This is a genomic window from Neorhizobium tomejilense, assembly GCF_964254135.1.
Taxonomy (GTDB): Bacteria; Pseudomonadota; Alphaproteobacteria; order Rhizobiales; family Rhizobiaceae; genus Neorhizobium; species Neorhizobium tomejilense.
The window spans coordinates 2,246,323-2,258,756 of record NZ_CAXUSO020000001.1; the positions used below are offsets into that span (position 1 = coordinate 2,246,323).

General features: G+C 63.5%; 11 protein-coding genes. 10 read left to right on the top strand and 1 reads right to left on the bottom strand.

Annotated elements, in window-relative coordinates; genetic code table 11:
- The first annotated feature begins 75 nt into the window (after positions 1-75).
- Positions 76-726: a class I SAM-dependent methyltransferase gene (locus ACSQ3G_RS11440; protein ID WP_436110121.1), complete on the top strand. Its 651-nt coding sequence runs from the start codon at positions 76-78 to the stop codon at positions 724-726.
- A 9-nt stretch (positions 727-735) separates the two neighbouring features.
- Here ACSQ3G_RS11440 and ACSQ3G_RS11445 read toward each other — a convergent pair whose 3' ends face one another.
- Positions 736-1,587: a MurR/RpiR family transcriptional regulator gene (locus ACSQ3G_RS11445; RefSeq protein WP_038543847.1), complete on the bottom strand. Its 852-nt coding sequence runs from the start codon at positions 1,585-1,587 to the stop codon at positions 736-738.
- Between the two features lie 228 nt (positions 1,588-1,815).
- Between ACSQ3G_RS11445 and murA the strand changes: the two genes are divergently transcribed.
- From murA to ACSQ3G_RS11490, 9 genes are all read left to right on the top strand, one after another.
- Positions 1,816-3,072 carry a UDP-N-acetylglucosamine 1-carboxyvinyltransferase gene (gene murA / locus ACSQ3G_RS11450; RefSeq protein ID WP_436110122.1) on the top strand — a complete coding sequence of 419 codons (1,257 nt, stop codon included), beginning with the start codon at positions 1,816-1,818 and terminating at the stop codon, positions 3,070-3,072.
- On the top strand, positions 3,069-3,953 hold the full coding sequence (locus ACSQ3G_RS11455) for a glucosamine kinase nucleotide-binding domain-containing protein (protein ID WP_436110123.1): 885 nt from the start codon (positions 3,069-3,071) through the stop codon (positions 3,951-3,953). Before murA ends, ACSQ3G_RS11455 begins: the two co-directional genes overlap by 4 nt.
- A 181-nt stretch (positions 3,954-4,134) precedes the next feature.
- On the top strand, positions 4,135-5,058 hold the full coding sequence (gene murQ, locus ACSQ3G_RS11460; protein WP_436111706.1) for an N-acetylmuramic acid 6-phosphate etherase: 924 nt from the start codon (positions 4,135-4,137) through the stop codon (positions 5,056-5,058).
- Between the two features lie 78 nt (positions 5,059-5,136).
- Positions 5,137-6,657, top strand: coding sequence for an ABC transporter substrate-binding protein (locus ACSQ3G_RS11465; protein ID WP_436110124.1), 1,521 nt, complete (start codon positions 5,137-5,139; stop codon positions 6,655-6,657).
- Between the two features lie 36 nt (positions 6,658-6,693).
- A complete protein-coding gene (locus ACSQ3G_RS11470; protein WP_436110125.1) occupies positions 6,694-7,656 on the top strand; it encodes an ABC transporter permease in 963 nt (320 codons plus the stop codon).
- A complete protein-coding gene (locus ACSQ3G_RS11475; RefSeq protein ID WP_436110126.1) occupies positions 7,656-8,495 on the top strand; it encodes an ABC transporter permease in 840 nt (279 codons plus the stop codon). Before ACSQ3G_RS11470 ends, ACSQ3G_RS11475 begins: the two co-directional genes overlap by 1 nt.
- Complete coding sequence (locus tag ACSQ3G_RS11480) at positions 8,492-10,237, top strand: ABC transporter ATP-binding protein (protein WP_436110127.1); 1,746 nt, start codon at positions 8,492-8,494, stop codon at positions 10,235-10,237. Before ACSQ3G_RS11475 ends, ACSQ3G_RS11480 begins: the two co-directional genes overlap by 4 nt.
- 12 nt (positions 10,238-10,249) lie before the next feature.
- Positions 10,250-11,275, top strand: a complete 1,026-nt coding sequence (locus ACSQ3G_RS11485; RefSeq protein WP_436110128.1) for a serine hydrolase domain-containing protein — start codon at positions 10,250-10,252, stop codon at positions 11,273-11,275.
- A gap of 10 nt (positions 11,276-11,285) precedes the next feature.
- Positions 11,286-12,401, top strand: coding sequence for an anhydro-N-acetylmuramic acid kinase (locus ACSQ3G_RS11490; protein WP_436110129.1), 1,116 nt, complete (start codon positions 11,286-11,288; stop codon positions 12,399-12,401).
- The last annotated feature ends 33 nt before the right edge of the window (positions 12,402-12,434 follow it).

Sequence of the window (12,434 nt, forward strand, 5' to 3'; positions counted from 1 at the left end):
AAACCGTCGTGAAGCGGAACTATCGTTTTCGTTCTGAGTTTCAGCCCAATTCGCGGCAAACCGGAGGGGACGATCTTGGCAGTTATCCGCAACAGCGCCGAACATCAGCAGAAGGTGTATGAACGGTGGGCGCCGGTCTATGACCGGGTCTATCGAGGCCTGCTGCGCGACGGGCATCGCACCGTTGCAAAGCTCGCTGCCGAAGCCGGACGAGACATTCTCGAAGTCGGCGTCGGCACCGGGCTTGTATTGCCCTATTATCCGAGCCATTGCCGTGTCACCGGCATCGATCTTTCTGAACACATGATCGCCAAGGCGCGCGAGAAGGTGGCGCGCGCCGGCCTCGCCCACGTTCAGTCGCTGCATGTCATGGATGCGCACAATCTCGAATTTGCCGATCGTTCGTTCGACGCCGTCTGCCTGCCCTTCGTCATCACGCTGATCCCGGATCCCGAACGTGCTCTTGACGAGTGCGCCCGCGTGTTACGCCCGGGCGGCGAGATCATCGTTGCGAGCAAGCTCGGCGACGGGCGCGGTCTGCAAGGGGCGATCGAGGAAGCCGTAGCGCCACTGGTACACCGGGTTGGCTGGAGCTCGTCCTTCCGAATCGCCCGGATTGTCGAATGGGCGAAGCGCCGAGGCGATTTCGAGGTGGCGGAAATCCGTCGCGTGTTCCCGAATGGCTTCTTCAAGGTCATGCGCCTGAAGCATCGCATGGCCGCGTGAACGCGGGGATCACTTGGCCTTCAGGACAGAGACCGCAAGTTCGCTGTTGTGGACGTATTCGTTGGCATCCGGCTGGCGTTGGACCAGCAGGATGAACAGCAAGTCCGTCAGCATCAGCTGCGCATCGCGCGCGGTGATGGAGGATGAGCGCACCCGCTCCTCGTCCGCGACCGTATAAAGTCGGATATCCGCCGCCTGCATCAGCGGATTGCCGTTGAGACCGGTAATGGCGATCACCGTCGCGCCGCGCTGGCGCGCCAGTTCGGCGATCCTCAATGTCTCGAAACTGGTGCCGGAATAGGAAAGTGCCAGCAGCACGTCCTGGCTGTTGAGCGTCGAGACATTCGCCATCTGCACATGGCTGTCGCTGTCATGCAGCACGTTGCGCCCGAGCTTCATCAGCTTGTAGGAAAAATCGCGGGCGACCAGCGACGATGCCCCGACGCCGGCCATATGGATGCGTCGCGCATCGTTGAGAGCCGTCAGGGCCCGCTCGATTTCCTGCTCGTTGTTGACCGCAAGCGTCTGCTGCATGGACAGCATCTTGCTGCCGATCAGCTTCTGCAGGATCGTCAGATAACTGTCGCCGACCTCGATCGAGCCATGGATCATGCCGGGAGGCGCGTGCCATTCCTGCGCCTTCGCCTCGCTGACGGCGAGTTTCAGCTCCTGGTATCCGGCAAAACCCAGCTTCTGGCTGAATTTCACGACGCTCGACTGGCTGCGCCCCGTCTCGGCCGCAAGCGCTGCCGAGGAAAGCCGCAGCATCTGGTCCGGATTGTCGAGGATGAACTGGCCGATCTCCCGGTCTGCCGGTGCCATATCCTCGAGCTGCGCGTTGATCTTCTTTAAGACTGACATGCGTTCCTTCGGAAGCTCCGCGATACGGCCTGGGGTCGGGTGGAGGATATCACCGCAACGGTCCTCCGCAACAGCGTTTCCATACCCGAGCCGAGGATGGATTATCGCAGATAATGTCGCACAAAGGAATAAAAAATTCCGAATGATTGACAGAGACGCGCCGTGGTTTAGTTTCGAGGAAGCGCAGATTGATTTGAGATTCACCGCACCTCTTCGACAGGTTTCGTCATGGACAGATTACGGATCGTCGGCGGTCATCGGCTCCAGGGAGCCGTCACCATTGCCGGGGCAAAAAACGCGGCGCTCCCGCAGATCGCGGCGACGCTGCTCAGCCCCTATCCGGTCGAACTCACCAACCTGCCACAGGTCAGCGATGTGGAAAACATGCTGGGGGTGGTCGAACTGCATGGCGCCGCCGTCACCCGCACCGGCCATTCCACCATCGTCGATGCCAAGGCAATCGTCTCGAAAGAGACCTCCTACGACACCGTTCGCAAGATGCGCGCCACCGTGCTCGTCCTCGCGCCACTGCTCGCCCGCTTCGGCCAGGCACGCGTATCTCTGCCAGGCGGCTGCGCCATTGGTGCGCGTCCGGTCGACATGCATATCAAGGCGCTCGCCGCGTTGGGGGCGGACATCAATATCGAGAACGGCCTTATCGTCGCCTCGGCACCGGGCGGATTGAAGGGCGGCCGCATCGTGCTTCCCTCGCCTTCCGTCGGCGCCACCGAGACCGCAATGATGGCCGCAACCGCCGCCAAGGGCGAAACCGAAATCCTCAACGCCGCCCGCGAACCCGAAGTCGCCGATCTCGCCGCCTGCCTGATCGCCATGGGCGCACGCATCGAAGGCGCCGGCACCCACCGCATCCTGGTCCAGGGCTCAACCACCTGGCAGCCGGCGAAACATCACGGCATTCCCGACCGCATCGAAGCAGGAACCTACGCCGTAGCGGCCGCCATCACCGGCGGCATGCTGGAACTCACCAACGCACGGCTGGAAAACATGGCCTCCATCGTACAGGTGCTGGAGGCGATGGGCGTCAGCATCTGGCCGAGCGATCGCGGCCTAGTCGTTTCGCGCGAAGGTCCGCTGAAGGCAACCGATATCACCACCGAACCCTATCCGGGTTTCCCGACCGATCTCCAGGCGCAGTTCATGGCGCTCGCCGCCTGTGCCGAAGGCGCTTCGCTGATCCGCGAAACCGTCTTCGAAAGTCGCTTCATGCACGTGCCGGAGCTGATGCGCCTCGGCGCCAATATTGCACTACAAGGCACCACCGCATTGGTGCGCGGTGGCGCACCGTTGAAGGGGGCGCAGGTGATGGCGACGGATCTGCGCGCCTCCGTCTCGCTGGTACTCGCCGGGCTGGTCTCGTCGGGCGAAACGACTATCAACCGCGTGTACCACCTCGACCGCGGTTACGAACAACTCGACCGCAAGCTTGGCCAATGCGGAGCCGATATCGAGCGGATCAGCGCATGACGGCCGGAACCGAACGCTTTTTCCTGGGTGTCGATGGCGGCGGCACCGGCTGCCGCGCCCGTATCGAGGACGAATCCGGCTCCGTTCTGGGACAGGGTCTTTCCGGCCCTGCCACGACACGGCTCGGCATCGAACAGGCCTGGGCCTCGATCTCGCGCGCGTTCAATGCCGCCTTCGACGAGGCCGGGTTCGGGTCCGACGAGATAGGCCGCACCCATGTGGGCATCGGGCTTGCCGGCACCGGCCGCAAGGGTTCGGTCGAGGCCTTGAAGGCGATCCCGCACTCGTTCGCCAGCATCGATTTCGTCAGCGACGGAATGGGGGCCTGCCTCGGCGCCCATTCCGGCCGGGACGGCGCGATCGTCATCGCCGGCACCGGCTCGATCGGTCTCGGTTTTGCAGAAGGCCGCGGCCTGCGCGTCGGCGGTTACGGGTTTCCCATTTCCGACGAAGGCAGCGGCGCAGATCTCGGCCTCAAAGCCGTGCAACTGGCGCTTCGCGCGCATGACGGGCGGATCGAGAAAACCGCGCTGCTAATCGAGGTCATGCAGCGCTTCCAGAACGATCCTTTCGAAGCCATAGCCTGGATGGACCGTTCGTCTGCCACGGACTATGCCTCGCTTGCGCCGATGGTGATGCGGCATGCGGACCAGGGTGATTCCGCCGGCCGTCGCATCGTCCAAAGTGCTGCCGAACAGATCGACACGCTGGTCCGCACGCTATTCGATCAAGGCGCGCCGCGCGTTACCCTGCTTGGCGGCCTGTCGAGCCCGCTCGAGGCCTGGCTGGCGCCCGACGTTCGCCGCCGCCTGAAGCCCGCCGACGGCGATGCCGTCTCAGGCGCGATCATCCTCGCCCGCCAAGCTGTGAAAGCCTCCTGAACCGCGATCCCGCCTCCTGAAAAGGCTAGGCCATATGGAATAATATATTCCAATTTTCAATTGACTCATGGAATGGATGATCCTAATCCTTTGACAAAGGGTAACAAAGGGTGAGGAGCAACATCGTATGACGCCGATCCTGCGAAGCGCTGCACCGCACTCCGATCTCGAAGGCAGGGTCATGAGCGACGAACGGCTGATATCCGAACTGGAAAGACTGGTTTCGGAAGACCGGAATCCCCGCTCCATGGATATCGATCTGCTGCCGACAGTCGATGTGCTGCGCGAGATCAACGAAGAAGACCAGGGCGTTCCCGCAGCCGTCGAGAAGGTGATCCCGCAGATCGCCGAGGCCGTGGAAGAAATCGTTCGCGCTTTCCAGAAGGGCGCCCGGCTGGTCTATATCGGCGCCGGCACCAGCGGCCGCCTCGGCGTACTCGATGCTTCCGAATGCCCCCCGACTTTCAGCGTCCCGGAAGGCATGGTCGTCGGCCTGATCGCCGGCGGCAGCCACGCACTGCAGCACGCCGTCGAAGGTGCCGAGGACAGCCCGGAACAGGGCCAGCAGGATCTCGTCGACATCGGCCTGACCGCAGACGACGTCGTTGTCGGCATCGCCGTCAGCGGCCGCACTCCCTACGTCATCGGCGCCCTGAACTATGCCAAGGCGCTGGGGGCGAAGACCGTTGCCCTGTCCTGCAATCCGGACGCCGTCATCGCCGACATTGCCGATATTGCCATCTCGCCGGTGGTCGGCCCGGAAATCCTCACCGGCTCGACGCGGCTGAAGTCCGGCACCGCCCAGAAGCTCGTGCTCAACATGCTGACCACGGCGAGCATGATCCGCATCGGCAAGAGCTATCAGAACCTGATGGTCGACCTGCATGCCAGCAACCAGAAGCTCGTCGCCCGCGCCGCCCGCATCGTCATGCAGGCAACGGGCTGCACGACGGAAGAGGCGCGCCGCGTGCTTGACCTCACCGGCAACGACGTCAAACTGGCGATCCTGATCGCGCTGACGGGAATGGATGTCGATACGGCGCGTGTGGCGCTCGACGATGCCGGAGGCTTCCTCCGCAAGGCAATTGATGGGAAGACAGCGTAAAGCTGCTGAATGACGGACCGCTGCTCGAATGTGGCTGGGTCGAGACGACGAACAGATATCAAAAGAGGGAGAATAAAAATGGGAAGACATCTTTCGACTAAACTGCTGTCCGGCCTTGCGCTGGCCGTCACCATCGGCGCCACCGCGATCGCCTCGCCGGCATCGGCGGCGTCGCTGAAAATGGCCTGGAAGCAGGATGCGACCGGCCTTGATCCGCACAAGCAGACTGCATTTTCTTCGATCCGCCTGCTGGAACTGATCTACGAGCCGCTCGTCCGCCTCAACAAGGACCTGCAGATCGTCCCGGCCGTCGCGGCCTCCTGGGAATTTGCGGCCGACGCCAAGCAATTGACCTTCAAGCTTAACCCGAATGCAAAATTCCAGGACGGCAAGCCGGTGACGGCAGCCGACGTGAAGGCCTCGTTCGAGCGCCTTCTCGACGAAAAGACCGCCGCCGCCGCGCGCGCCAACTTCCTGTCGATCGCCTCGATCGAGACCCCGGACCAGACGACCGTCGTCTTCAAGCTGTCGCAGCCGGACGTGCCGCTCCTGACCGCGATGGCGAGCATCAACGCCGCCATCGTGCCAGCCGCAGAAATCGCTGCCGGCACCATCGGCACCAAGGCGCTCGGCTCCGGCCCGTTCAAGCTCGACAAGTGGGAGCCGAATTCCAAGGAAACGCTCTCCGCCAACAAGGATTGGGCCGGCGGCAAGGTCGCGATCGACGGCATCGACATCAGCGTCCTGCCCGACGAGACCGCTATCCTTGCGGCGCTGCGCACCAAGCAGGTCGATTTCGCGCTGATCAACGATCCGCTGATCGCAACCCTCGTGCCCAAGGAGCCAAGCCTTGTGCTCAACCGCACGCCGGTTCTGGCCTACCACGTCCTGCAGATGAACCCGTCCCGCAAGCCGATGGACGTGCTCGCCGTGCGCCAGGCAATCTCCTGCGCCATCGACCGCAAGGACGTGCTCGACACGGCTTCGGTCGGCGAAGGCAAGGTCACCGGCCCATTGACCATGCCCGGTTACACGTCCGACGCCAGCGCGCTGTTCTGCTACAAGCAGGATATCGCAAAGGCGAAGAAGCTGATGGCTGACGCGGGTTTTGCGAACGGCTTTACCGCAACCGTGATCGCCGCCAATGGCGAACCCGCGACCGCCGCCGCCGAGGCGCAGGTCCTCCAGTCCCAACTCGCCGAAATCGGCGTCAAGCTCAACATCAAGATGATGGAGCTCAACGTCTATGTCGACGCCTGGCTGAAGGGCGACTTCGATATGGCGGTGGCGCTGAACGGCGGCCGTGCCGATCCCTACTCCATGTATAACCGCTACTGGACCAAGACCGGCAACCTGCAGAAGGTCACCAACTACATCGACGACACGCTCGACAGCCTAATGCAGAAGGGCCGCGTCGAGACCGACCCTGCCAAGCGCAAGGTCATTTTCGCCGACTTCGAAAAGCACCTCGTCGAAGTCGCCCCCTGGGCTTGGCTCTACACGTCCTACAGCTACACGGCACAGCAGAAGAACGTTCAGGGCTTCGTGCCGACGCCGGAAGGCTCGCTGTTCGGCCTGAGCAAGGTCACATTGCAGTAATCGCGAAAGCATGACGGATACGAGGTTGGTGGGCGAATGAGTTACCTGGCGCGACGGCTGTTGACGTTTCCGCTCGTGATGCTCGGGGTCTCCATCCTCGTGTTCGTCGCAATTCGATTGGTGCCGGGTGACGCGATCACCGCGATGCTCGGCACCGAAGCCGGCCTGCTGACGCCGGCGCAGAGGGCGGCGCTCTCGGCCTATTTCGGCATCGACAAGCCGATCCTGGTGCAATACTGGAGCTGGCTTCTTGGGGTCCTCCAGGGCGATCTCGGCATTTCGGTGATCCACGGCAAGCCGGCTCTCACCATCATCCTCGAACGTTTTCCGCTGACCCTGCAGCTCGCATTGATGTCCATGTGCGTGGCGCTGCTCGTCGGCCTGCCGGCGGGCGTATTCGCCGCCACCCGCAACGAAAAAATGTCCGATCTGGCGGTACGCATCTTCGCGATGATCGGCCAGTCGACACCCAATTTCGTCGTCGGCCTGCTGATCATCTATGCGCTGTCGGCCGGTTTCGGCATCCTGCCGACCATGGGTGAGTTCACGCCGTTCCTCACCGATCCCTTGCGCAATCTCGGCCAGATGATCCTGCCGGCGATCACGCTCGGTTTCGCCTTCGCCGCCTCCGTCACCCGCATCTCGCGCTCCGCGATGCTCGACGTGCTCAGCGACGACTATGTCCGCACCGCCCGCTCCAAGGGCGTGCCGAAACGCAGCGTCATCTGGCGCCATGCCTTGCCGAACGCACTGATCCCGGTCGTCACCTTGAGCGGCGTCGAATTCGGCTATCTGCTCGGCGGCGCCGTGCTGGTCGAACAGATCTACGCCCTGCCCGGCCTCGGCCGACTGGTGCTCGAAGCGATCCTGCAGCGCGATTATGCGCTGGTGCAGGGCTGCGTACTGTTCATTGCCTTCAACTTCATGGTGGTCAACCTGCTCGTCGACCTCGCTTATGTGACGCTTGATCCGCGTATCCGGCTCGGAGAGAGCAACTGATGTCGATGCTGCGTGCAATTTTCGGCCATTCCAGCGGCAGGATCGGCGGGACGATCGTCGTAATCTACGTTGTCGTGGCGCTGCTCGGCATGTCCGGCGTCACCCCTCACAATCCCCTGCAGCAGTTCCGCATTGACCGTCTGCATGCGCCGAACGCCGTCTACTGGATGGGCACCGACCTGTTCGGCCGCGATGTAGCAAGCCGGCTGATGAACGGCATCGGCCAGTCCTTCCTCGTCGCCTTCTGCTCGGTGGCGATCGCGACGGTTGCTGGCACCGTGCTCGGCCTGACGGCCGCATGGTTCGGAAAGGCCTGGGATGGCCTGGTCATGCGCATCATGGACGTGCTGCTCGCCTTCCCTACGATCCTGCTCGCGCTCCTGATCATCGCCGTTGTCGGCCCAGGTACCTGGACGAGCGTGGCTGCGATCGCCATCGTCTACACGCCGATCTTTACCCGCGTCGTGCGCGGTCCGGCGCTCTCGATCAAGGCCCGCGAGTTCGTCGATGCTGCCCGCACCTTCGGTTCGAGCCGACGCTATATCCTGACCCGGCATCTGCTCCTCAATCTGGTGGCGCCACTGACCGTTCAGGTGACGCTGGCGCTCGCCTGGTCGCTGCTGACGGAGGCGGGTTTGAGCTTCCTCGGCCTCGGTACCCAGCCGCCTGCCTCCTCGCTCGGGCTGATGCTCGCCGACAGCCGAAACCTGATGGAAAACGCGCCCTGGCTCCTGATCTTCCCGGCGGTCGCCATCATGATCAGCATTCTCGGCTTCAACCTGCTCGGTGACGCCTTGCGCGACATCCTCGACCCCAAGACGCGGAGGTCCGCGCCATGACATCGCTTCTCTCGGTATCCGGCCTGCGCGTGGGCTTCGGGCGTGATCCGAAGCAGAACGAGATCGTCAAGGGCGTCAGCTTCGACCTCGACGCCGGCGAGACGCTGGCGATCGTTGGCGAAAGCGGCTCCGGCAAATCGGTCACGGCGCTCTCCATCAACCGTCTCGTCGATTTCGGCGGAGGCCGGATCATCGGCGGTTCGATCACCCTGAAACGGGCCGATGGCAGCGTGCTCGATATCACCAAGGCTGAAGAGCCGGTGCTCGAAAAAATCCGCGGTTCCGAGATCGGCATGATCTTTCAGGAGCCGATGACCTCGCTGAACCCTGTGCTGACGATCGGTCGCCAGATCGAGGAATCGTTTCGCCTGCATCGCGGGCTGACCGGGCGCCAGGCGACGGCCGCCGCCAAGGACGCACTCGATCGGGTCCGCATTCCCGATGCCGCGCGGCGCCTCAAATACACGCCGAACCAGCTTTCCGGCGGCATGCTCCAGCGCGTCATGATCGCCATGGCGCTCGCCTGCAATCCGCGCCTGCTGATTGCCGACGAGCCGACGACCGCGCTCGACGTGACCGTCCAGGCCCAAATCATGGCGCTGCTCGGCGAGTTGAAGCGTGAGACCGATATGGGGATGATCTTCATCACCCATGACATCGGTCTCGTTGCCGGCATTGCCGACAAGGTCATGGTCATGCAGGCCGGCGAAGCGGTCGAGCAGGGACCGCTCGGCGACGTCCTCGACCAGCCGAAACATCCCTATACCCAACACCTCCTGAGCGCCGTGCCGCATTTCGAATCCGGCCGCGCCGCCCGTTCCGATTTCAGCCGCACGCAGTCCGAGGTGATCGTGCCCGCGTTGACGGTCGATGGCCTGACGGTGCGCTTCAAGGTCGCCGGCAGCATCCTCAGCCGCTCGCCAGGCTCGGTCCATGCGGTCGAGAATGTCGGCTTCGACCTGATGCCGGGCGAAACGCTGGCGATCGTCGGCGAAAGCGGTTCCGGCAAGTCGACCACCGCTCGCGCCATCCTCGGTCTCGTGAAGCCCACCCGTGGCAGCTTTTCCGCCAACAACGGAGCGATCGTCGACGGCAGCGACCCCTCCGTGCAGATGGTCTTCCAGAACCCTTACGCCTCGCTCAATCCGCGCCTGCGGATCGACAGCATCCTTGCCGAACCGGTGATCGCCGCCGGCGGCCGGATCGACACCGGAACGCGGGCGAAAATGGTGGCGCTGCTGAAGCGCGTCGGCCTACCCGAAAACAGCCTGCTGCGCTATCCGCACGAGTTCTCCGGTGGCCAGCGCCAGCGCCTCTGCATCGCCCGTGCGCTGATGCTCAATCCGTCGATCGTCGTCCTCGACGAGGCAGTTTCGGCGCTGGACGTCTCCGTCCAGGCCAAGGTTCTGGAGCTGCTGGTCGACCTGCAGCACGAATATGGCCTCGCCTATCTTTTCGTGTCGCACGACATGGCGGTCGTCGAGCGTATCGCCCACCGCATCGCGGTGCTTTATGCAGGCCAGATCGTCGAGATCGGCAATGCCGCGTCGGTTCTGTCCAACCCGCGGCATTCCTATACCAGGCGGCTGATTTCGGCCGTGCCCAGCATCGAGCGCCGCAACCAGCATTTCGAACTCGATACCCGCCAGGTCCCGTCTCTGGTTCGGCCACCGGGTTTTGAGCCGCCGCCCGCCGAGTGGCAGATCTGTGGACCGGATCACCGGGCGCGAGCGGAAGCCTGAGGATGTAACGACATGAAAGACAAAGCGTCCGCCAGTACCGAGCTTGCCGCCGTCTTCGAGCGCGCCTTCGCCCCTCTCGAAAAATCCGTCGCCGACAAGCGTATTCCGGGCGGAGTGCTCGGCATCGTCGACCTGAAACATGGGCGCATGACCCGCGCCATCGGCTCGGCGCAAGTCGTTCCGGTTGAACGTCCGATGACCGTGGGCACCTGGTTCGATCTCGCCTCGCTCACCAAGGTGATCTTCACCACGACGCGCATCCTGAAGCTCGCCGACGACGGCACGATCGATCTCGACGCGCCGCTCACCTCCCTGCTGCCGGACCTGCGCCAATACAACGTTGAGGCATGGGAACGGAAAATCACCTTCCGACAGTGCCTCGGCCACCAGACGCCGTTCCCGGGTGTCGAGCCGATCTATACCTACAGCCGCGATCCGGACCTGCTGCGCGCCTTCATCCTGCAGCGGGAATGGAAAGCCGGTCCCCCGGTCTATTCCGACATCAACTTCATCCTGCTCGGCTTCGCGCTCGAACGGCTGGCGAAGAAGACGATCCGCGACCTCGATCCCGGCCCGGGCTTTGCCTGGTCCGCCGATCCGGAAAATTCCGCCGCCACCGAAGACTGCGCCTGGCGGCAGCGGATCCTGTCGGGCGAAGCGCACGACGAAAATTGCGCGGCGCTGCAGGGTTCCGGCCATGCGGGCCTGTTCGGCACGGTAAAGTCGGTTCTGGACTTCGCCAAAAGCCTGCTCGACGGCACCGGGGCGTCCAAGAATGCGATCGCGCTGATGCGCGCACCACTCTCGAACAGGCGGACCCATGGCTGGGAACATCCCTATGCCGACTGGTGGGGTGGAAACCTGTGCAGCCCCGGAACGATTGGCCATACGGGCTTTACCGGCACAAGCCTGCTGATCGATTTCGACAAGGGCCGTGCCGTGACCCTGCTCACCAACCGCATCCACCCGACCCGCCATTTCGACAGCGGCATCTTGGCCCTGCGGCAGGCAGTCTGCAATCTCGTGAACCAAACCTGAGGAGCTGATCATGGAGCCAATCTGGGCTGTCGGCCTGATGACCGGAACCGTTCTCGACGGCAATATCGACGTGGCGCTCCTGAAGACGGACGGCGAGACGATCGATACGTTCGGCGCCTATACGCTCGCCCCCTACCCGCCGGAAATCCGCACTCTCCTGGAGGAAACGCTCGCTCAGGCCCGCGTCTGGAATTTCGAAGGACCCGATCCGGCGATATTCCGCGAGGCCGAACAGGCGCTGACAAAGGCGCAGTCCTACGCCGTCAGGGAACTGGTCGAAAGCACGGGGCTGACCATGGCCGATATTGGCATCGTCGGTTTCCACGGCCAGAGCGTGCTGCACCGGGCGCCCACCAAAGACAGGCTCGGCGACACCCGCCAGCTTGGCGATGGCGAGCTGATGGCCTCAATCCTCGGCACCAAGGTCGCATACGATTTCCGCTCGGCGGACGTGCGGGCGGGTGGCCAGGGCGCGCCGCTTGCCGCCGCCTATCATTCGGCTCTGCTGCGCGGCGTCGATACCAGCGGCGATACGGCCGTGCTCAATCTCGGCGGCGTTGCCAACATCACCTGGTGGGATGGCAGGGATCTGATGATCGCCTTCGATACCGGCCCGGCCAATGCGCCGCTCAACGATTTCATCAAGGCACGCGGCCTCGGCGAGATGGACCGCAACGGCGCGCTCGGCGCCTCCGGCAAGGTCGATGAGGACCGCCTCGCAAAGCTTCTCGATCATGCCTATCTCACGGCGCCCTACCCGAAATCGCTCGATCGTTTCGATTTCACCGCCGCCATGGCGGACGGTCTCGACGATGCCACCGGCGCGGCAACCCTTTCGGCCTTCACGGCGTCCGCAGTCGGCAAGGCGCTCGATCTGCTGCCGCACCGGCCGAAACGCCTCATCGTCAGCGGTGGCGGCCGCCACAACCCGACGATCATGTCGATGCTCGAAAGCCGCGCCGGCGTGAAGGCCGTTTCCGCCGATACGCTCGGCTGGCGCGGCGATGCGGTGGAGGCCGAGTGCTTCGCATTCCTCGCGGTTCGCGTATTGCGCGGCCTGCCGATCAGTTTTCCCACAACCACCGGTGCACCAAGGCCCTTGCAAGGTGGCAGGCTCGCCGGGTAAATCCCGGCTTTCGAAATTGCAGGATCAGAGTCG

What these genes read in the sequence shown, in the direction of transcription:
- ACSQ3G_RS11445 (WP_038543847.1), bottom strand. Translation starts at nt 1,587, where the DNA reads ATGTCAGTCTTAAAGAAGATCAACGCGCAGCTCGAGGATATGGCACCG.
- murA (WP_436110122.1), top strand. Translation starts at nt 1,816, where the DNA reads ATGGACAGATTACGGATCGTCGGCGGTCATCGGCTCCAGGGAGCCGTC.
- ACSQ3G_RS11455 (WP_436110123.1), top strand. Translation starts at nt 3,069, where the DNA reads ATGACGGCCGGAACCGAACGCTTTTTCCTGGGTGTCGATGGCGGCGGC.
- murQ (WP_436111706.1), top strand. Translation starts at nt 4,135, where the DNA reads ATGAGCGACGAACGGCTGATATCCGAACTGGAAAGACTGGTTTCGGAA.
- ACSQ3G_RS11465 (WP_436110124.1), top strand. Translation starts at nt 5,137, where the DNA reads ATGGGAAGACATCTTTCGACTAAACTGCTGTCCGGCCTTGCGCTGGCC.
- ACSQ3G_RS11470 (WP_436110125.1), top strand. Translation starts at nt 6,694, where the DNA reads ATGAGTTACCTGGCGCGACGGCTGTTGACGTTTCCGCTCGTGATGCTC.
- ACSQ3G_RS11475 (WP_436110126.1), top strand. Translation starts at nt 7,656, where the DNA reads ATGTCGATGCTGCGTGCAATTTTCGGCCATTCCAGCGGCAGGATCGGC.
- ACSQ3G_RS11480 (WP_436110127.1), top strand. Translation starts at nt 8,492, where the DNA reads ATGACATCGCTTCTCTCGGTATCCGGCCTGCGCGTGGGCTTCGGGCGT.
- ACSQ3G_RS11485 (WP_436110128.1), top strand. Translation starts at nt 10,250, where the DNA reads ATGAAAGACAAAGCGTCCGCCAGTACCGAGCTTGCCGCCGTCTTCGAG.
- ACSQ3G_RS11490 (WP_436110129.1), top strand. Translation starts at nt 11,286, where the DNA reads ATGGAGCCAATCTGGGCTGTCGGCCTGATGACCGGAACCGTTCTCGAC.